Origin of the sequence: Variovorax humicola (assembly GCF_037889915.1) — a bacterium.
In the GTDB taxonomy this organism is placed as follows: Bacteria; Pseudomonadota; Gammaproteobacteria; order Burkholderiales; family Burkholderiaceae_C; genus Variovorax; species Variovorax humicola.
Genome location: NZ_JBBKZV010000001.1, coordinates 444,528 through 464,185, shown reverse-complemented (window position 1 = coordinate 464,185; position 19,658 = coordinate 444,528). Strand labels below are relative to the sequence as shown.

At 63.5% G+C, this 19,658-nt stretch carries 16 protein-coding genes; 10 read left to right on the top strand and 6 right to left on the bottom strand.

Going from position 1 to position 19,658, the window contains the following annotated elements; all coding sequences use genetic code 11:
• Window positions 1-29 precede the first annotated feature (29 nt).
• The 3 genes from WKW80_RS02175 to WKW80_RS02165 are packed head-to-tail and all read left to right on the top strand — an operon-like array spanning window position 30 to window position 2,521.
• Complete coding sequence (locus WKW80_RS02175) at window positions 30-611, top strand: Maf family protein (protein WP_340361876.1); 582 nt, start codon at window positions 30-32, stop codon at window positions 609-611.
• Window positions 608-1,366 (top strand): SAM-dependent methyltransferase, encoded by a 759-nt coding sequence (locus tag WKW80_RS02170; protein WP_340361875.1) that lies wholly within the window; start codon window positions 608-610, stop codon window positions 1,364-1,366. Before WKW80_RS02175 ends, WKW80_RS02170 begins: the two co-directional genes overlap by 4 nt.
• Before the next feature lie 3 nt (window positions 1,367-1,369).
• Window positions 1,370-2,521: an MFS transporter gene (locus tag WKW80_RS02165; protein WP_340361874.1), complete on the top strand. Its 1,152-nt coding sequence runs from the start codon at window positions 1,370-1,372 to the stop codon at window positions 2,519-2,521.
• A 3-nt stretch (window positions 2,522-2,524) separates the two neighbouring features.
• Here WKW80_RS02165 and WKW80_RS02160 read toward each other — a convergent pair whose 3' ends face one another.
• The 4 genes from WKW80_RS02160 to WKW80_RS02145 form a co-directional block, all read right to left on the bottom strand.
• Window positions 2,525-3,568, bottom strand: a complete 1,044-nt coding sequence (locus WKW80_RS02160; RefSeq protein ID WP_340361873.1) for a S49 family peptidase — start codon at window positions 3,566-3,568, stop codon at window positions 2,525-2,527.
• Window positions 3,569-3,581: 13 nt separating this feature from the next.
• A complete protein-coding gene (locus WKW80_RS02155; protein WP_340361872.1) occupies window positions 3,582-3,995 on the bottom strand; it encodes a Rieske (2Fe-2S) protein in 414 nt (137 codons plus the stop codon).
• Window positions 3,996-4,131: 136 nt separating this feature from the next.
• Window positions 4,132-4,800, bottom strand: coding sequence for an HAD family hydrolase (locus tag WKW80_RS02150; protein WP_340361871.1), 669 nt, complete (start codon window positions 4,798-4,800; stop codon window positions 4,132-4,134).
• Window positions 4,793-5,806: an RluA family pseudouridine synthase gene (locus tag WKW80_RS02145; RefSeq protein WP_340361870.1), complete on the bottom strand. Its 1,014-nt coding sequence runs from the start codon at window positions 5,804-5,806 to the stop codon at window positions 4,793-4,795. Before WKW80_RS02145 ends, WKW80_RS02150 begins: the two co-directional genes overlap by 8 nt.
• Before the next feature lie 543 nt (window positions 5,807-6,349).
• On the opposite strand from WKW80_RS02145, the gene WKW80_RS02140 reads away from it, so the two are divergent.
• The 7 genes from WKW80_RS02140 (at window position 6,350) to WKW80_RS02110 (ending at window position 16,581) form a co-directional block, all read left to right on the top strand.
• The gene (locus WKW80_RS02140; RefSeq protein WP_340361869.1) at window positions 6,350-9,304 is read left to right on the top strand and encodes an Rne/Rng family ribonuclease; all 2,955 of its coding nucleotides are present in this window, start codon (window positions 6,350-6,352) and stop codon (window positions 9,302-9,304) included.
• 354 nt (window positions 9,305-9,658) lie between these two features.
• The gene (locus tag WKW80_RS02135) at window positions 9,659-10,381 is read left to right on the top strand and encodes a sugar transferase (protein WP_340361868.1); all 723 of its coding nucleotides are present in this window, start codon (window positions 9,659-9,661) and stop codon (window positions 10,379-10,381) included.
• A gap of 94 nt (window positions 10,382-10,475) precedes the next feature.
• Window positions 10,476-11,453 (top strand): GDP-L-fucose synthase, encoded by a 978-nt coding sequence (fcl, locus tag WKW80_RS02130; RefSeq protein ID WP_340361867.1) that lies wholly within the window; start codon window positions 10,476-10,478, stop codon window positions 11,451-11,453.
• A gap of 61 nt (window positions 11,454-11,514) precedes the next feature.
• Window positions 11,515-12,813: a glycosyltransferase family 4 protein gene (locus tag WKW80_RS02125; protein WP_340361866.1), complete on the top strand. Its 1,299-nt coding sequence runs from the start codon at window positions 11,515-11,517 to the stop codon at window positions 12,811-12,813.
• Window positions 12,810-14,165 (top strand): hypothetical protein, encoded by a 1,356-nt coding sequence (locus tag WKW80_RS02120; RefSeq protein WP_340361865.1) that lies wholly within the window; start codon window positions 12,810-12,812, stop codon window positions 14,163-14,165. Before WKW80_RS02125 ends, WKW80_RS02120 begins: the two co-directional genes overlap by 4 nt.
• Window positions 14,162-15,361 (top strand): glycosyltransferase, encoded by a 1,200-nt coding sequence (locus tag WKW80_RS02115; RefSeq protein WP_340361864.1) that lies wholly within the window; start codon window positions 14,162-14,164, stop codon window positions 15,359-15,361. The genes WKW80_RS02120 and WKW80_RS02115 overlap by 4 nt, the downstream gene beginning before the upstream one ends.
• Window positions 15,358-16,581, top strand: coding sequence for a glycosyltransferase WbuB (locus WKW80_RS02110; protein WP_340361863.1), 1,224 nt, complete (start codon window positions 15,358-15,360; stop codon window positions 16,579-16,581). The genes WKW80_RS02115 and WKW80_RS02110 overlap by 4 nt, the downstream gene beginning before the upstream one ends.
• Window positions 16,582-16,946: 365 nt before the next feature.
• Here the strand turns inward: WKW80_RS02110 and WKW80_RS02105 are convergent, their stop codons facing one another.
• Window positions 16,947-19,208, bottom strand: coding sequence for a polysaccharide biosynthesis tyrosine autokinase (locus WKW80_RS02105; RefSeq protein ID WP_340361862.1), 2,262 nt, complete (start codon window positions 19,206-19,208; stop codon window positions 16,947-16,949).
• Window positions 19,205-19,645, bottom strand: a complete 441-nt coding sequence (locus WKW80_RS02100; protein WP_340362193.1) for a low molecular weight protein-tyrosine-phosphatase — start codon at window positions 19,643-19,645, stop codon at window positions 19,205-19,207. Before WKW80_RS02100 ends, WKW80_RS02105 begins: the two co-directional genes overlap by 4 nt.
• Window positions 19,646-19,658: the final 13 nt, after the last annotated feature.

The following is a 19,658-nucleotide window of genomic DNA, read 5'->3' as shown; positions in this document are numbered from 1 at the left end:
TCTAAACCCGTCCCGCACAATCACGGACTATGCAACGCACTGTGATCCTTGCCTCCACGTCGCGCTACCGGCGCGAGTTGATGAATCGCCTGCGCCTGCCCTTTGAAGTGCACGCGCCCGACGTCGACGAAACACCTGTTCCCGGCGAAAGCCCCCGCGCGCTCGCCGGGCGATTGGCGCTGGAAAAGGCGCGCGCCGTCGCCCAACGCTTTCCCGAGGCCGTGGTGATCGGCTCTGACCAGGTGGCCGACCTCGCCGGCGAATCGCTCGGCAAACCCGGCGATCACGAGCGCGCGACCGCCCAGTTGCAGCGCATGCGCGGCCAGACGCTGATCTTCCAGACCGCCGTAGCCGTGGTGTGCCAGGCCACGGGCTTCGCACAACAAGACATTGCCCCGGTGCGCGTGGTGTTCCGCGATCTGGACGACGCTGCGATCGAACGCTACCTGCGCCTCGAACAACCGTACGACTGCGCGGGCAGCGCAAAAAGCGAAGGACTTGGCATTGCCCTGCTGGAAGCCATCGACAGCGACGACCCCAGTGCGCTGGTCGGCCTGCCACTGATCCGCACCTGCCGCATGCTGCGCGCAGCTGGCGTGGACTTGCTATGAGCCGGGGCACGCTCTACCTCGTGCCGGCGCCGCTGGATTTTGGCTGCGATGTCCAGGCCCCGTTGCAGGACGCGCTGCCCCTCGGCACCTTGCAAAAGGCAGCGTCGATCACGCACTGGATTTGCGAGAACGCAAAGTCGGCGCGAGCCTATCTCAAGCGCATCGACGCCGTCGCGCCGCTGGCCGCGCCGCTGCAGGCGCAAGAGATCACCGAGTTGCCGCGCGAGGTACACAAGAAGGGCGACCACGCTGGACAGTTCGACGCGCGGCCGTTGTTGACCGCAGCGCTGAACGGCCACGACATCGGCCTGCTGAGCGAAGCCGGCATGCCGGCCGTGGCCGACCCGGGCTCGTCGGTCGCACGTGCGGCGCACGATCTCGGCATTGCGGTGAGGCCGCTGACCGGGCCGGTGTCGCTCCTGCTGGCGCTTGCGGCCAGTGGCCTCAACGGCCAGAACTTCGCGTTCGTCGGCTACTTGCCGCAGGAGCCCGATGCGCGCAATCAACGCATCCGCGAACTCGAGGCACTCGCACTGCGCTCAGGTCAGACCCAACTCTTCATCGAGACGCCCTACCGCAACGCCGCCCTGCAGCAGGCGCTCTTGCAGACCTTGCAGCACAACACGCGACTGGCAATTTCACGGGGCCTGACGCTGGCGAGCGCCGCGGTGCGCAGCGACACCGTCAAGGGATGGCGTGCGGCGACCGTGCAAGCCGATGAGCGCCTGCCCGCGGTCTTCGCGATCGGGCGCTGACAGGTGGCAGTTGCGATCGGCGCCGGCCTGCGTTGGGCCTCGCGCACGCAATTTTTTGCCTCGGGCTTCGTCTTTGCGACCTGGGGTGTGCACATCCCGACAGTCAAAGGGCACTACGGCGTCGACGAGGCGCAGCTTGGGTTCGCCATGCTGGCGGCAGGTTTCGGCGCGCTGGCCGGCCTGTCGCGCGCTGGCCGCTGGATCGGCCACTTCGGCGCACGCGGCACGGCACGTGTCTGCGGAACTGTCTATGCCCTGCTGATCGCCGGGCTGATCGCCATGCCGGGGTATGGCGCACTGCTCGCGTTGCTGGCCGTGTTCGGCATCGCCACCAGTGTGTTCGACGTGGCCATCAACACCGAGGCCGCGAAACTGGAGTCGCTGGATGGCGGCACCTTGATGAGCGGGATGCATGGCATGTTCAGCCTGGGCGGCATGGCCGGCGCTGTCACCGGTGGCGCTGCGCTCGCTGCCGGCATGGAACCGCAAACGCATCTGATGTGGGTGGCGGCAGTGACCGCGCTCGCGGTCCTGCTGGCGTCGCAAAACATGCTGCCCCGCGCAGCGACAACTTCGGCCTCATCCGTGGCGGATGAATTCAATCTCCCGCACGGCGCCCTGGTGATCCTGGGCGTGCTGGCGGCCTTGGGGCTGATTGCCGAAGGCGCGATATACGACTGGAGCGTGCTGTACCTTCAGCAGGATCTCGGCAGTCCGCAGGGAGAGGCCGCCCTGGCCTACGCAAGTTTCTCTGCAGCCATGGCCGCTGCACGCTTCGGCGGCGACGCCATGCGGGCACGCTTTGCACCCGCCGTGCTCTTGCGCGGCAGCGCGGTATTGGCGGCTGCGGCCATGGCATTGGTGCTCGTCGCGCGCCAGCCCTGGCTCGCGCTGCTCGGTTTTGCCGGCGTGGGCATTGGCTTTGCCAATGTGGTGCCGATCCTCTTCTCGGCCGCAGCACGGGTACCCGGCGTGGACCCGGCACGCGGCATCGCGGCCGTCTCGGCTGCCGCCTACCTGGGGTTCATGGCAGGCCCGCCGGTGATCGGTTTCGTGGCCCGCGTGAGCTCGCTCGGCCTGGCGCTGTGGCTGGTGGTCGGCTTTGCCGTCGCGCTCGCGGCTTCGGCGCGCCGAGTCGATGCGCCGCGCAACTGAAGGTCAACGCACGGCCGGCGACAGGCGCACGGCGCGGAAGGCGGCGTCGCCCATGGCGGCGCCGAACTTCTTTGCCAGCTTTTCCGCGACGTTCTCGCGCCGCGTGTAGTCGATAACCTCTTCGGCCTTGACCACCTCGCGCGCCACGAAGTCGACGTTTCCAAGCTGATCGGCCAGTCCGAACTCGACGGCCTGTTGTCCGCTCCAGAACAGGCCACTGAACAAGCCCGGCGTCTGCAGCTTGAGGCGATCCCCGCGCCCCGTCTTGACGATGTTGATGAACTGGTCGTGGATCTGATCGATCATCTGTTGCGCATGGGCGCGCTGTGCATCGTTCATCGGGCTGAACGGGTCGAGGAAACCCTTGTTCTCTCCCGAGATGATCAGGCGGCGCTCGACGCCGAGCTTTTCCATCGTGCCGGTGAATCCGAACCCGTCCATCAGCACGCCGATGCTGCCGATGATGCTGGCCTTGTCGACGAATATCTTGTCCGTCGCAGCGGCGATGTAATAGGCCGCGGATGCGCAAGTCTCCTCGACCACCGCGTACACCGGCTTGTTGTACTTGGCCCGCATGCGCTTGATCTCGTCGTTGATGATGCCGGCCTGCACCGGGCTGCCGCCTGGCGAATTGATCAGCAACACCACTGCCTTGGCGCCATCGTCTTCAAACGCAGTCTTCATGGCGGCGACGACGAATTCGGCGCTGGCATCGGCGCCGTTGGCAATCTCTCCCTTGATCTCGACCACCGCGGTGTGGGCCGTTGCCTTCGCCGTGGTCGGCGTCCCGCGCGACAAGCCGAACCAGAGCACGACAACGAAAAATGCCAACCAGCTCAGGCGCACGAAGGTCCGCCAGCGACGCGCCGTCCTCTGCTCGTTGAGCGAGGCGAACGCAAGCTTCTCGAGGGCGGCGCGTTCCCATCCGGCGGACTGCGTCGGGTCGCCTTTGCCCGCATTCGTCGCAGCCGCATGCGAAGAGGCAACGGAGGCCGTAGATTCAAAAGGTTCGAATCCCTCAGGTTCCTTACGGGTGGGGTCAGTCATTTAGGAAGGCCACTCAGAAGGCCAAGGGTTGAAGGTTCCAGGCAGTATGCCAGTGCACCACGCCTTCACGCTCGCTGAGGGCTATCTTCACCAATCCACCTCGGCAAGGGCCACCGGCGCATTCGCCGGTGTCGGGTTTGTAGACCGCGCCATGCGTGGCGCAAAGCAACCATTGGCCGGTGTCGTCAAAGAACCGGTCCGGCTGGAAATCGAGTTCCATCGCCACGTGGCTGCAGCGGTTCAGAAACGCGTGGGCCTGGCCTTCGAAGCGGATCGCAAAGGCGCGGCAGGTCTCGCCGCCGTGGACCACATCGAACGGAACTGCAAGGCCGCCTTCGACCAGGTCAGCCGCATTGCACAGGGGGATGGCTCGCTCAGGCACGACGTTTTCCTTTTCCACCGCGCTATCGAGTGAGCCGCGGCGCATGAAACCAGGACGAGCACGGCGAAGTCTGTTCGGGGGCACCCGCGGAACCGGCTGTGCCGGGCCGCAGGGTGCGCCCCCTGGAGGGGCTCGAGGGGGAGGCGCCGCAGGCGCGTCGGGGGTGCTTCATTTCAGTGCTTCAGCCATTCGCCAGGAGCCAGTCTTGCAGCGACGCAACGGTATGGGCGACGAACAGCGGGCTCAGCGCGTCGAACGCGTCGGGCTCGTGCGCACCGTAGCTCACGCCGACGCTGGCACAACCCGCGTTCAAGGCCAGTTGCAGGTCGTGCGTGGTGTCGCCGATCATCAAGGTGCGCTCGGGCGGAACGGCCAGTTCTTCCATCAGTTCGAGCAGCATGCGCGGATGCGGCTTGCCCGCGGTTTCGTCTGCTGTACGGGAGCTGTGGAAACGATCGTGCAGGGTCGCGGTGGCAAGTGCAGCGTCCAGGCCGCTGCGCGATTTTCCAGTGGCCACCGCAAGCTTGTGTCCACGCGCATGCAGCGCATCGAGCATCGGCACCACACCGTCGAACAGCACCAGATCATTGTGATGGGCGATGTAATGGTGGCGATAGCGCGCGCCCAGTTCGGCGTACTTTGCGCGCGGCACGTCGGGCGCCGCCTTCGCGAGCGCTTCTACGAGCCCCAATCCGATGACCCAGGCCGCATCCTTGTCGGACGGCCGGGCGCCGCCCACATCGACGACGGCCGCCTGGATGCAGCGCACGATCAGGCTCGTGGAGTCGTACAGCGTGCCGTCCCAGTCGAAGGCGATCAGGTCGAAGCGGCGGTTGTAGGGGTCAGTCATTGCGGGACAGTTCGAGAACGGTGGCCGGCGGCAGCAGCCGCAGGAGTTCCGGCGGAAGCGTCGCCTGCAGTGCGATGCGCGCGCCGGTGGAGGGGTGATTGAACTGCAGTCGCCAGGCGTGCAGGAACATGCGCTTGAGCCCCGATTTCTGCAGCGCGCGATTGCGCTCGAAGTTGCCGTACTTGTCGTCGCCGGCAATTGCGTGGCCGTCCGAGGCGAGGTGCACGCGAATCTGGTGGGTGCGACCCGTCTTGATCGTCACGGCCAGCAAAGACATCGGCTGGCTTTCGCCTGGCAATGTGATGCGCGCCTTGACGCGGACCAGCGTCACGGCGCGCATCGCATCCGCATGGTCCTTGGCCACCACGCGCACGCGGCGCTCGCCGTCAGGCAGAAGGTATTTGGCGAGTGGCGCGTCGAGCACCTTCCGGGAGGCAGGCCATTCGCCGTCGACCAGCGCCAGGTAGGTCTTGCCGGTTTCGCGCTCGCGGAACTGATCCTGCAGCGCAACCAGTGCGCTGCGCTTCTTTGCAACCAGCAGCACACCGGAAGTTTCGCGATCGAGCCGATGAACGAGTTCGAGGAACTTCGCGCCCGGCCGCGCCGTACGCAATTGTTCGATGACGCCGAAGCTCACGCCACTGCCGCCGTGGACGGCGACGCCCGCCGGCTTGTCAATGGCCAGCAAGGCATCGTCTTCATATAGAGGTGGAAATTCGCGCGCCGGCGCGGGCGGCACGGCGCCGTCTTCGGACCGGGCCGAAACCCGGACGGGCGGCAGTCGAAGCACGTCCCCGGCCTCGACGCGCGTCTCCGCCTGCACCCGCCCCTTGTTGATGCGCACCTCCCCCGACCGGATGATCCGGTAGACGTGGGTCTTGGGAACGCCCTTGAGGTGGCGGAACAGAAAGTTATCGAGTCGCTGGCCGGCAGATTCGTCATCAACCGTCAAAAACCTAACTTCAGCCGCCGCGGGTCCGGGCTTCGCACCTATAATGTTTTTCACCAGCGCGGTCGTGTAAGTGCTTGATAAAACAGAAGTTTAGAGCACTCAAGTCAGCGCTGTGAGGTCGATGCCGCTTTGGCGCGTCGCCTGCAGGCCAAGCGCAAACGCGCGCGGCGGCAAGCGCAGCGTTCAAGTCAAGCCGACGCCCAACGAAACACCGATACGGAATACCAGCAGACAGGCTCAAGGCTGTCTGCGGATCAAAGCGAGTCCCCCTGTGTTGATGCTGCTGATTCAAATGTGCCTGCGCTGGTTGATGCCAGCGACTGCAAACATTGAGTCGTCCGCAGAGCGCGCCATCATTGCGCACCCCGCTATCAAAAAGATAGCTAATCAACACCGCATCTGGCTCGCGCCCATCCACGCGCCCCCACCCCCGTTGTCCTTGTTGAGCTGATGCTCGACATGGGTCGCCTGCGCTTTCGCGCAAGCGGCCAAGGCAGGCGGGATAAAGCGGCAATTCCCCTCGTTTCGCAAGCGTCGTCCGTGCATCGTGCGCCCGTCATGGGCCGGTAAGAACGATAGAAACAAGGACAACGCATCATGAAGCGGATGCTGATCAATGCCACGCAGGCCGAAGAACGCCGCCTGGCCATCGTCGACGGACAAAAGCTCCTCGACTACGAAATCGAAATAGAAGGACGCGAGCAGCGCAAGGGCAACATCTACAAGGCCGTCGTCACGCGCGTCGAGCCCAGCCTCGAAGCCTGCTTTGTCGACTACGGTGAAGACCGCCACGGCTTCCTGCCATTCAAGGAAATCTCCAAGCAGTACTTTGCCGAAGGCGTGTCGGCCAATTCTGCGCGCATCAACGAAGCGATCCGCGAAGGCCAGGAACTGGTCGTGCAGGTCGAAAAGGAAGAGCGCGGCAACAAGGGCGCGGCCCTGACCACCTTCATCTCCCTGGCCGGCCGCTATGTCGTGCTGATGCCGAACAACCCGCGCGGCGGCGGCGTATCGCGCCGCATCGAGGGCGATGACCGGGCCGAGCTCAAGGAAGCCATGGACCAGTTGGAATACCCGAAGGGTGCCAGCATCATCGCCCGTACCGCCGGCATAGGCCGTACGGCGCCCGAACTGCAATGGGACCTGAACTACCTCATCAAGCTCTGGACCGCCATCGACGGCGCGGCCAAGGGCGGCAAGGGCGCGTTCCTGATCTACCAGGAGTCCAGCCTCGTGATCCGCGCGATCCGTGACTACTTCAATCACGACATCGGCGACATCCTGATCGACACCGACGACATCTACGACCAGGCGCAGCAGTTCATGGCGCACGTGATGCCCGAGCATGCCGCCCGTGTAAAGCGTTATCGCGACGACGCGGCGCTGTTCAGCCGCTTCCAGATCGAGCACCAGATCGAATCGGCCTACGCCCGCACCGTGCAGTTGCCCAGCGGTGGCGCCATCGTGATCGACCACACAGAGGCGCTGGTCTCGGTCGACGTCAATTCGGCCCGCGCGATCAAGGGCGGCGACATCGAGGAGACCGCCACCCGCACCAACCTCGAAGCCGCCGACGAAGTGGCCCGCCAGATGCGCCTGCGCGACCTGGGCGGCCTGATCGTCATCGACTTCATCGACATGGACGAGTCGAAGAACCGCCGCGAAGTGGAGAGCCGCCTGCGCGATGCGCTCCGGCAAGACCGCGCCCGCGTGCAGTTCGGATCGATCAGCAAGTTCGGCCTGATGGAAATGAGCCGCCAGCGCCTGAAGCCGGCGCTCAGCGAAGGCTCGTCGATCCCCTGCCCGCGCTGCGGCGGCTCTGGCCACATCCGCGATACCGAGTCGAGCGCCCTGCAGATCCTGCGCATCATCCAGGAGGAGTGCCTGAAGGACAACACGGCCGCCGTGCATGTGCAGGTGCCGGTGGAAGTCGCTTCGTTCCTTCTGAACGAAAAGCGCCCCGAAATCGCCAAGATCGAACTCAAGCAGCGCGTCACCGTGCTGATGGTGCCGAACAAGACGCTCGAAACGCCCAACTACAAGCTCGAGCGCCTGAAGCACGACGACCCGCGTCTGGATCACATCGAAGCCAGCTACAAGATGGCCGATGAGTTCGAGGATCCGACCTCCGTGACGCGCCGCTCGCAAGAGCCGACCAATCGGCAAACGCCGGTGATCAAGGGCGTGCTTCCCGATGCGCCAGCACCGATCGCGGTGCCGAAGCCCGAACCGGTGCGCGTTCCCGCACCCATTGCCGCGGCACCTGTCGCAGTGCCTGTCGCGCCGCCGGCTCCCGCCGAATCAGGATTCTTCACACGACTCAAGAATTTCTTTGGTGTCGCGCCGACGCCTGCGCCCGCACCGGTGCCGGCCCCTGCCCCGATGGTCGCGCCGGAAGAGGCGCCAAGACAGCCGCGCCGCGAAGGCCGCGACGGTCGCCAGGGCGGCGAAGCTCGGGGCGGTCGAGACGGCGAACAGCGTCGTGGCGGACGCGGTGGCCGTGACGGCGACCGTCGCAATGGTCGCTCGGGAGAGCGTCGCGAAGGACGCCCCGATGGCGAACGTCGAGAAGGGCGGCCCGAAAGCGCACGCGCCGACGCGTCCGTGCGCGAGATGCGCGAACCGAGGGAGCCGCGCGAGCCGCAACAGCAGCGCGAACCGCGTCTTCCCCGTGAAGGCGGTGAGCGCCGGGGTGGCCGTGGCGAACGGCGCGATGGCGAATCGCGCGCACTCCCGATGGCGGCGGCTGGCGAAGGCGTGCCGAACGAGCAGGTCGCCATGGGGCAGGTCGCAGGCGAAGAGAGCTCGGCACCGGCGGAGCGGCAGCCACGATCGCGCGGCGAACGAGGCGAACGCGGCGAACGCGGTGAGCGCGGTGAGCGCGGTGAGCGTCGCGAGCGCGGCGAGGGCCGCCGCGACCGACGCCCCGAGGGCTTGGCCGCGAATGACGCGCCCCTGGGTGACGCGCCGGAGCCGGCCGCACCGACGGGCGCGGCAACCGAAGGACTCGGCGGTACTCAACAGCCCGAAGGAGAAGAACGCCGCGGCCGTTCGCGCGACCGCTACGGCCGCGATCGACGCGACCGGGCTCCCCGCGAGAACGCCGAGGCTTTCGTCGAAACCGCTGGCACGGAGGGTGTTGCCAACGTCGAGGAAAAGCCGGTCCGCGCAAGCGAAGCTCTCGCAGCGACCTCGGAGCGCGACGCTTCCTTGCCTGCGGCAACTCCGATCGAGACCACTCCGGCGCCGGTCGTCGTGGCTGCTCCCAGCCGCGGCCTGCCCAAGGTCACGCCTTTTGAACTACCCATCGCCCAACTGGCCCAGATCGCAGAAGGATCCGGCCTGCAGTGGGTCAATTCCGATGCGTATCGAATCGCGCAGGCCCAGGCCGCCATTGCCGCCGAGCCAAAGCAGATCCACGTGCCGCGCGAACGACCGCCCGCAGTCGTCCTCGACGACGGCCCGCTGGTGTTGGTCGAAACGCGCAAGGATCTTTCGCAGGTGACTTTGCCCATCGAGGAGGCAATGCCCCAGGACAACGCCTTGGCCTGATTCAGGTCAGTTTCCTACAACGCCCTGGCCTGATTCAGGTCAGTCTCCTACGAGCCCCTGGCCGCCTTGCCGGCGCCAGGGGCCTTTTTTTGCGGCGTTTAAAGACAACACATTGCCACGAGCGGTGTTACGGATGCGTGAGTCGAAAGACCTACGGTCCATCACCGGATCTTGCAACGCAGAGGGCAGCGTCGAACGGGCGGTTGGGGGCCAGCGGGTACCTTCCTTCATCGGATGGCTTACGCCTTTTGCTGACAAGACGACGTAGCCCGAATGTGTTCAAATTCTTGCGAATAGTAGTAAAGCGTTACACAGTTAACTTCAGCCGATGCAGTGCCGTATCAGGGGATTTTGATGTTCCGTTCCGATTCCGCCGCTCATGGTCCCGTTGCACCCCGCCTGTTGCCAGGGGGGAGGGGCTTGTTACCGCCAACGACCCTTCCGCTGCCGCGGGGGCTTACCGGGCGCGAACGCGCCGCCAAGCGCACACTCGACATCGTTGGCGCATTGACCTTTTTCATGCTGTTCGGACCGATTTATCTTGTCGTTGCGGTTTCCGTCCTTATCAGCATGGGCCGCCCCATTCATTTCTGGCAGAACCGTCTTGGCGCAGGCGGCGCGCGTTTCCGGTTCTACAAATTTCGCTCGATGCTGCGCAACTCCGAGCAGGTGCTCAATGAGTATCTGAGCCGCAACGACATGGCACGTACCGAATGGGATACTTTTCAGAAGCTCGAAAAAGACCCCCGGATTACACCGGTTGGCCAGTTCATCCGAAAACTCAGCCTGGATGAACTGCCCCAATTCTGGAATGTGCTGATAGGCGACATGAGCCTTGTCGGCCCGCGTCCCTGCATGGAACGCCAACGCAGCTTGTACGGCAAGAACTGGACACACTACTGCGAGATGCGACCCGGCATCACAGGTCTTTGGCAAGTCAGCGGCCGCAATCGGCTGCCCTATGCGAAACGCGTCGAACTCGACGCGGAGTACGTCGACAACTGGTCGCTTTGGCTTGACATTAAGATCCTGCTGAAGACTGTCGGTGCCGTGATCACCGGGGACGGGTCGCGTTGATTGCCAGCCGGTTTGCGCTGTTGATCGGCGGCCGGGCCGTCTCGACGGCGACCGGCGTTGACTATTGAACGCGGCACCTGCCGCTCGACACGCCATGAACGAATTGCAAGAACGCGTATACGTAGCCGGTCATCGTGGAATGGTGGGAAGCGCGATCGTGCGAAATCTCAAGGGCAGGGGCTACAAGACCATCATCACCCGCACCCATGCCGAACTCGACCTGACCGACCAGGCCGCGGTTCGAAGTTTTTTCGCCGAGGAAAGACCCGACCAAGTCTATTTGGCGGCTGCTCGCGTCGGCGGCATCCACGCGAACAATACCTATCCTGCCGAATTCATCTACTCCAACTTGATGCTGCAGACCAATGTCGTGCACGAAGCCTGGCGAGCGGGTGTACGGCGATTGATGTTTCTTGGCTCGAGCTGCATCTATCCGAAGCTGGCGGAGCAACCGATGACGGAAGCCGCTCTGCTCACCGGAAAGCTGGAGCCCACCAACGAGCCCTACGCGATTGCAAAAATCGCCGGCATCAAGCTCTGCGAAAGCTACAACCGCCAATATGGCACCGACTACCGCAGCGTCATGCCAACGAACCTCTATGGACCGGGTGACAACTATCACCCTCAAAACAGCCATGTCCTGCCGGCAATGATTCGCCGGTTCCATGAGGCCAAGGTCGCCGACGCACCTGCGGTCGTGATCTGGGGGACGGGCTCTGCCCGGCGCGAGTTCCTGTATGTGGACGACATGGCCAGTGCCTCAGTCCATGTCATGACACTGTCCGCCGAAGAGTACGGTCGCCGCACTGAGGCGATGGAGAGCCACATCAATGTCGGAACCGGCGAAGACCTGACGATTGCAGAACTCGCGGCACTGGTCGGCGATGTGGTTGGCTACAAGGGACGCATCGAGACCGATCCAAGCAAGCCCGATGGCGCGCCACGCAAGCTGCTCGACGTATCGAAGATCCGGCAACTTGGCTGGCAAGCCGTCACGCCGCTGCGCACGGGAATCGAACTCGCCTATCTGGATTTCGAGCGCTCGCTTCAGGGCGAAGAAGCCATCGCCTGAGACGTGATGTGAGGATACATACACCACCCACCTCACCCTCCAGCAGACAAGTGAGTCGACGATGAGCATGAGCACCGCTCGCAGTGAAGAGCGATCTTCCTTGCCGGATGGCTTCGGCAAGGGCACCGCCCGGCCGACTGTTCCGCAACCTGGCGTGTCGAGTATTGGCGCACAGATGACCCGCTCCGTCCTCGTCACACATCCGGGCCTGCAGCACTCGCATCAACTTGCTCTGGCCCTGTACGAAAGGAAGCTGCTTCAAGCCTTCTGGTCTGGTGTGCTAGTGGCAGAGGGCGGCGAAACGCTGCCGTGGTGGCTGCCGGAACACTTTCGCAAGCGAGTACGCCGCGTCGACATCCCCTCCGAACTTCGTGTTCATCCCATTCGCTTTCAACTGATGCTGCAAGCTTCCATGCGTTTGAACAGCGGCCAGGGGAACGACCGAATGCATCGCCTGTTCCATTGGTTCGACGCGTGGGCGGCCAAACGCGTAGTGGCATTGCGTCCGAAAGTCGTGGTTGCCTACGAAAACTCGGCGTATCACACATTTGCGGCGGCCAAGGCTGTCGGCGCACGCTGCGTTCTCGATGCTGCAGCGTTCCACCACAGGACGGTGTCCACACAGTTGAATCCGCCAGACACGCCCTACACCGGCGAAGTGAATAGACGCAAGGACGCCGAGATTGCAATGGCGGACCTGATCCTGACCTGCTCGCCCCTTGCCGCGGACAGCTACGAGGCCAATGGCGTCGAGCGCACACGGCTCCAGCCCTTGCTGCTCGGCGCAGATCCCAAGCTTGTCACGCCGATCACTTCCGCACGCAAGGCCGGCCCCGCGCGGTTCATGTTCGCAGGGCCGCTGAGTCTGCGGAAATCTGTCGACCTCATCCTCGCCGCATTCACACGCCTGCATGCGGAGGGCTTCAAGTACGAGCTGGACTTTGTTGGCGGCGTTGCCGACCAGGGACTTTTGGCTGCGGTACAACAGACACCCGGCGCCAAGTACCACCCCAGCGTACCGCAGAGCCAGCTTTTCGACTTGATGGGGACCGCCGACTGCCTGCTGTTGCCATCACGATCGGACTCGTTCGGAATGGTTGTCGCAGAAGCCATGGCGTGCGGAACACCTGCGCTGGTGTCGAGCCAAACGGGCGCGAAAGCCATCGTCGAAGCGTTTCCCGGCAGCGGCTGGATCGTCGAGCCAGACGAAGATGCGCTGTACGACGCCCTGCGCGAGTTGATTTGCAATCCAGCGCTCATGCAGCGTGCGCGTGCGCCGGCGCTCATCGCATCCAAGGAATTTTCCTGGGAGCGGTACCGCGCGCGAGCAGGTCGTGTGCTGCAGGAGTACTTGCAATGAATGTGCTCTCGGCGCGAATGCCGCTTCCCGTAGCGAAAACCGGGCTCAGCCGCACGGGGTATATCTTCATCGCCGTGCTGCTCGTCGTCGTATTCGAAGGGGCGGTGCGCAAGTGGGGAACGTCGGCGGCCTCGTTGCCATTGATCCTGCTTCGCGACGCGATGGCTACCTACTTGATTCTTCATGCCTGGAGGAGCGGGCATTTGCGAACGTACAAGGTTCAAACGCAGGTGCTGCTGGCCTGGAGCTGCTGCCTTATCGCATGGGGCATGCTGCAGGTCATCGTGAATGACGGCAGCCCAATCGTATTCTTGATCGGCTTGCGCTTCTGGCTGCTATACATCTGGTTCGGCTTCGCGGCTGCGTCATCCATGACAGAGGTCGACTTTCGCGCGGCGATGCGGACCTGCACGGCGTTGCTGATCCTGCTTGCACCACTGGTGGTGCTGCAATACGCATCGCCGCCGACTGCGCGCATCAACACTGAAATCGACAGCGTTGAAGGTGAGGTGTTCGTCGTGGTCGCAGGCGTGGTGCGAACCACAGGTACGTTCAGTTTTACCAACGGCAACTCCACCTTCCTCGGGCTGGTCATCCCCATAGCGCTGGCCGTCACGGCAGCGACCAAGAGAACGCTCATGCAGGCCTTTCTTGGCGCCGCCGCTTTCGCCGCGTTGGTCACGGAGTCCATGGTGAGTGGCGCACGCAGCGTTGTGCTTTATTCCGGACTCATGATTGCGGTCTACCTGCTCGGCCGCCTTGTTTTTTCCAAGGGTGCCCAAAAGGGGCGGGCGTTGCTGACCCTTGTGCTGGCCATCGCGGCGCTCGCAATTCTTGCGGTGGTCTTTCAGTCCGCGATCGAGAACACGCAGCAACGATTCGGGGAAGCCGCCGAAGCAGAAGACTTCTGGCAGCGGCTTCTCGTGATCTTCGTGGGCGAACCGGTCGCGTATGAAAAATTCACCTTTCTCGGCATAGGCATCGGCCAGTTGTCGAACCTCGCGGGGTACGTCCAGACGGGCAACGTCACGGGATTTACGCTGGCAGAGGCGGAGGCCGGTCGCATATTGCTCGAAGGCGGTCTGCTAGGTGGCATCTACACGGGGCTCAAGTTTGTTGTCATGGGCTTGGGCCTGTACAGGAGTTTCATCATTGCATTGCGTCGGGGGATTCTTTTTCCACTTCTGTTGTGGATATCGCTGGCGATTGCATTGTTGACCTGGTCGGCCATCGGGCAGCTCACAGCCAATGCCTTGCTTGGTTTTGCCCTGGCGTTTGGGCTCGCCGCGCTGCGGTATCCGACGCTTGAAATTTTTCCTCGACGTACTCCCTCGCTTCGGAGGATTCGTTGAGATTTCTTCATGTGATTGCATCGGTCGACCCGCGTGGCGGCGGTCCTATCGAGGGGTTGATGCGCATCCATGGCGCACTGGAAGCCTTGGGGCATCAGGGCGAGATCTTGTGCCTGGATGCACCCGACTTCGAGCATGTGCTGAGCTACCCAGGCCGTATCCATGCCCTCGGCCCTGTTCGGGGTACGTATGGCTACACCAGTGCACTGGCGCCCTGGTTGAGGCAAAACGCCGGCAACTACGACGCGGTGATCATCAACGGACTGTGGCAATACATCGGGTTGGCGGCATGGCGAGCGTTGCGCAACGTCGCGCCCGGCTACTACGTTTTCACCCATGGCATGCTGGATCCGTGGTTCAAGCGGCGCTACCCGCTCAAACACCTGAAGAAGTGGCTTTATTGGCCCTGGGGCGAATACCGCGTGCTGCGCGATGCCAAAGCGGTCTTGTTCACCTGCGATGACGAGCGCTTGCTGGCGCGCCAGTCGTTCTGGCTCTACAAGTGCAACGAAGCGATCAGTTCCTTCGGTACGTCGGAGCCCCCGCTCGACGAACAGTCGCGGTTGTCAGAGGCGTTTCTGACTGCATGGCCGACGCTGCGCGGCAAGCGTCTTGCGTTGTTTCTGGGGCGCATTCACGAGAAGAAGGGTTGCGACCTGCTGATCGAGGCCTTCGCCAAGTCGTGCGGCAATTCGCCCGATGCCCACCTCGTGATGGCGGGGCCCGACCAGGGCGGCTGGGCCGAACAACTGGGCCAACGCGTTGCCGAGTTGGGCATTTCCGACCGGGTGACCTGGACGGGCATGCTCTCGGGCGATCTCAAATGGGGCGCTTTCTATGCCAGCGAAATGTTCTGCCTGCCCTCGCATCAGGAGAACTTCGGGGTCGCCGTTGCAGAAGCATTGGCCTGCGGACGCCCGGCATTCATCTCGGACAAGGTCAACATCTGGCGAGAAATCGTCGCCGATTGCGCGGGCATGGTCGAGCCCGACACGCCGGAAGGCACCGCGCGACTGCTGGCGCGCTGGATCGAGACTTCCTCATCCGAACTCGGGAAGATGGGCGCAGACGCGCGCCGTTGCTTCGAGCAACGTTTTCGCATCGAAACGGTGGCTGCCAATCTCGTGCGCATCGTCGGTTCCGACGCGAACGCATCGGTGACCGGGAGCGGCGTCAATCAGACCCGACACGCTTGAAAATTCTTCTCTACGGCATCAATTTCGCACCTGAGCTGACAGGCATTGGCAAGTACACCGGCGAGATGGCCGCCTGGCTTGCCGCCGCCGGCCATGAGGTGCGCGTGGTCACCGCACCGCCCTACTACCCCGACTGGGCCGTCTGGAAGGGCTACAGCGCGAGACGATTCCAGCGCGAAGCCTGGCGCGGCGCGACGGTATTTCGCACCCCGGTCTGGGTGCCGAGAAAGGTCTCAGGCACCACCCGGCTACTGCACCTGACCAGCTTTGCGCTGGCGAGCCTTCCGAGCTTGTTCGCGCAATGGCGCTGGCGCCCGGACGTTGTATGGATGACCGAGCCGCCCCTGGTTTGCGCACCGGCCGCCTTGGCCTTTGCGCGCCTGCGTGGCGCGCGTGCATGGCTGCATATCCAGGACTACGAAATCGACGCCGCGTTTGACCTGGGACTGTTGCGCGGCGCACGGCTGAGGGCCTGGGTGACCGGCGTCGAACGCTGGCTACTGCGCCGCTTTGACCGTGTGTCCACAATCTCGGAGCGCATGCTCGAACGCGCTGCGCACAAGGGCGTGGACACGGCGCGTTTGCTGTCATTGCCCAATTGGGCCGACGTTTCGTCGATACGCCCGCTCGACACAGCCAGCCCGTACCGTCGCGAGCTCGGCATTGCGGATGATGCCGTGGTGGCGCTCTACTCGGGCAACATGGGTAAAAAACAGGGGCTCGAAATCCTGGCGGAGGTGGCGCTGCGGCTCCGGGGCAATGAGTCGATCCAATTCGTGTTCTGCGGCTTCGGCCCGGGACGCGCCGCGCTTGAAGAGCGCTGCAAGGGCTTGCCCGGCGTACGCTTCCTGGATCTGCAACCGGTCGAACGGCTGGGCGACTTGCTTGGCCTCGCCGACATTCATCTGCTGCCACAGCGCGCGGATGCGGCCGATCTGGTCATGCCCTCCAAACTGACAGGCATGCTCAGCAGCGGTCGTCCTGTGGTGGCCACGGCGCACGCGGATACCGAACTGGGTCGCGTCGTACGCGATTGCGGCCTCGTGGTCGAGCCTGAGCAACCTGAAGCATTGGCTGCGGCCATCGCCTCACTGGCCAGCAATCCGGGCATGCGCGCAGAATTTGGCGCCAACGCCCGCATCTTTGCCGAGCGCCACATCGCACAGGATGCCGTGCTCAGGCAGTTCGAACGCGACGTACTGGGCTGCCTCGCCCAGTGACTGAGCGGCGCGCCGTCACTAGAAAAAAAAGGCTCTTCGGGGCCCTTTGACAAACCAACCCGGATGACTGCTCCTCAGGTTCCGGCATGAAGTTGTGAAGTTGAATCCGCTTCATATGATTTTTCGATCACGCTATCGCGTGACCCGCGACATGAAGCCAGGACGAGCACGGCGAAGTCTGTTCGTGGGCACCCGCGGAACCGGCTTTGCCGGGCCGCCGGGTGCGCCCCCTGAGGGGGAGGCGCCGCAGGCGCTTCGGGGGTGATTCATCTACCCCGCGGTACCGGCTTTGCTGGGCCGCCGGGTGCGCCCCCTTGACGGGAAGCGCCGCAGGCGCCTCGGGGGTGTTTTATTCCACTGTCACATCACTGCTCTTCCGGCAGGATACTTTCGTAGTTGTAGTTGGTGTAACGATAGCGGCCGTATTTGTAGCCGCCGTATGCACGGCGTTTGGCGTCCATTGCATTCAACAGCACGCCAGTAGCCGCCTTGCCGCCCAACGCCAGCCGCCGCGTGCTTTCCCGCAGTTCGCCCATGCTGGACAGGTTGGCGCGCGCCACGAGCAGCACTGTTCCCGCGTGCGTTGCGATGGCGGCGGTATCGGAGGCGACCAGCACCGGTGGGGTGTCGATGACCACCAGGTCGTACTGTTCGGACAGGCGATCGAGGGTCGTCGTGAAGGACTCCGAAGTCAGCAGTTCCGCCGGATTGGGAGGCAACTGCCCGGTTGCCAGGAAATCCAGGTTCGGTACGACCTGACGGTGAACCGTCTGTTGAACAGTCAAGCTGCCTGCGATCAGTTCCGAAAGACCACCATGCCGCTGGAGACCGAGATATTGATGCAAGTGGCCGCGGCGCAAGTCGGCGTCGATCAACAAGGTGCGCTTACCTGCGGCAGCCATGAGCGCGGCGAAATTCGACGTGACGAAGCTTTTGCCGACGCCAGGTGTCGCACCAGTGATCATCACCCGGTTGTTGCTCGCCTCGAGCATCGCAAACTGCATCGCGGTCCGCAGGCTGCGCAAGCTTTCGACCGCAAGATCATCGGGATGTTCGATGGCCAGCAGGCGCACGCCGGTCGCTCCGGTCAATCTGCGCTGGCTGATAGCGGCTTGTTCGGAACTCACCGGGATGGTCGAAAACACCGGCAATGCCGTTTGCGATTCAACTTCGTGCGGGTCCTTGATGCGTTGCTCGATCAGGGCGTTGCGGATCAGGGCCGCAACGACGCCGAGGAACAGGCCCAGGGCCAGCGCAATGGCAACGATAACCTTGCGTTGCGGCTTGACCGGAACCTCCGCAACGCTTGCTTCATCGAGAACACGGACATTGCCGACCTTGCCCTCCTTGACCAGGCGCAGCTGCATCGCGTTGTTGAGCAGCGATTGATAGAGCTCGGTGTTGACCTTGACGTCGCGCTCCATGCGCACCGCTTCTTGTTGTATCGCGGGCAACCCCTTGATGCGCGCCTGGACGTCGCTGATGTCGCGCTGCAAGGCGGCGATCTGCGCGTCGAGGGTCTGCACACTGGGATGGTTGGCCGTAAAGCGGGCTTCGAGTTCTCGCCGGCGTTGCTGCGCCTCGAGCAATTTGGTCTGACGATCGACCGCCGTCCCTAGAATGAGCGTAGCTTCCTCGGTGAACGCGACCGTTCCTTTTTGATTGCGGTAGCGGTTGTATGCCTCTTCCGATTGTTCAAGCTGACGCTTGAACAGCGGCAACTGGACATCCAGGAAGGTCAGCGTCTTTTGCGCTTCGGCTGCCTTGCGCTCGACGTTCTGGCGCACATATTGCGCACCGATGGCATTGAGCACACGTGCCAGACGCTTCGGATCGGTATCCTGCATCGATGCGTTGATGATCCCGGACTGCCTTCCCCTTTCCGAAAGGACCAAGCCAGACTGAAGGCCTTCGACGGTCGACAACTTCGAGCGCTTGAGGAGATTGAACTCAGCGCCGGGCTTGGCCGCAAGCGCGATAACCGTCAGTTCGATCGGGCCGTATTGCGAGTCGACCTTCATCGGCTGACCCACCGTGCCCACCGGAGACTGCGGCAATGCGGCGTGCTGCAGTGCGTATTGCCCACCACCTTTGGCGACGACGATAAAGTTGCTCGCTTCGAGTTGAGCCGGCACGTTGAACTTGTCGACATCGATTTGTTCGGTTCCCGAAACATAGCCCGGCATGCCCAGGAACCCCGGGTCGGACAGCCCTGTGGCGCGCCGTGCCAACCAGCTGCCGACCAAGGGGGCGTACCGCGCAACCGACACGATATCGACCTTGGTGGCGTCGATGGCCTGTGAAATCACGGTGCGCGAACGGATGATTTCCATCTCGGCGGCGGCCGGCGTCTTCACGTTGAACGCGCTGCTCGCCTCGGCCAGAAACGACTTGGCGCCCGCTTCAGTGTCCTCGACCTGGATCAACAGGTTGGATTCATAGGTCGGCCGCTGCAGCACCGCATAGGCCACGCCGATCGCCAGCACCAGCACCGTGATCGCAGCGATCAACCACCTCTGCGCGACGAGCGCCTCGAAATAGTGTCCGAGGTCGAGCTGGTCATCGTCAACAGCCGGCGCGGCCATGACAGCTTGCGAATGTGGGGATTGCGAAACTGTGGAATTCATCGGCTGGACAATCTGGAAATTCGGTTGGCCCACTGCGTCGCGCCATCTTCGATCAGCGCTAACGACGACTGGAACGCAGCGCGTCCCGCTTGATAAGGATCAGGAACGTCTCGCTTTTCATGCTCACACAAGCGGAACACCTTGCCACTGACGAACGGATAGCGTCGCTCGAGATCGCGGCGCTGTTCGAGGTCCATGACCAGGATCAAGTCGGCGCGCTGGCAGAGGTCGAGACTGATCTGGCGCGCGCGATGTTGTTCGATGCTGATCCCGCGCTCTTTCATCAGATCACGGGCGATCAGGTCGGCCGGATGACCGATCATGGCGCTGAGGCCTGCGGACGAGACGTCGCAGTCGGCCAGGGCTTGCGCAAGCAGCGCCTCGGCCATTGGACTGCGGCAGATATTTCCTATGCACACCGCGAGGACGTGTTGGATGACCATGGGCCGC

Coding starts and splice junctions, on each gene's coding strand:
- WKW80_RS02125 (WP_340361866.1), top strand. CDS start 11,515: ATGAGCATGAGCACCGCTCGCAGTGAAGAGCGATCTTCCTTGCCGGAT.
- WKW80_RS02105 (WP_340361862.1), bottom strand. CDS start 19,208: ATGAATTCCACAGTTTCGCAATCCCCACATTCGCAAGCTGTCATGGCC.
- WKW80_RS02140 (WP_340361869.1), top strand. CDS start 6,350: ATGAAGCGGATGCTGATCAATGCCACGCAGGCCGAAGAACGCCGCCTG.
- WKW80_RS02150 (WP_340361871.1), bottom strand. CDS start 4,800: ATGACTGACCCCTACAACCGCCGCTTCGACCTGATCGCCTTCGACTGG.
- WKW80_RS02170 (WP_340361875.1), top strand. CDS start 608: ATGAGCCGGGGCACGCTCTACCTCGTGCCGGCGCCGCTGGATTTTGGC.
- WKW80_RS02160 (WP_340361873.1), bottom strand. CDS start 3,568: ATGACTGACCCCACCCGTAAGGAACCTGAGGGATTCGAACCTTTTGAA.
- WKW80_RS02135 (WP_340361868.1), top strand. CDS start 9,659: ATGTTCCGTTCCGATTCCGCCGCTCATGGTCCCGTTGCACCCCGCCTG.
- WKW80_RS02120 (WP_340361865.1), top strand. CDS start 12,810: ATGAATGTGCTCTCGGCGCGAATGCCGCTTCCCGTAGCGAAAACCGGG.
- WKW80_RS02175 (WP_340361876.1), top strand. CDS start 30: ATGCAACGCACTGTGATCCTTGCCTCCACGTCGCGCTACCGGCGCGAG.
- WKW80_RS02155 (WP_340361872.1), bottom strand. CDS start 3,995: ATGCGCCGCGGCTCACTCGATAGCGCGGTGGAAAAGGAAAACGTCGTG.
- fcl (WP_340361867.1), top strand. CDS start 10,476: ATGAACGAATTGCAAGAACGCGTATACGTAGCCGGTCATCGTGGAATG.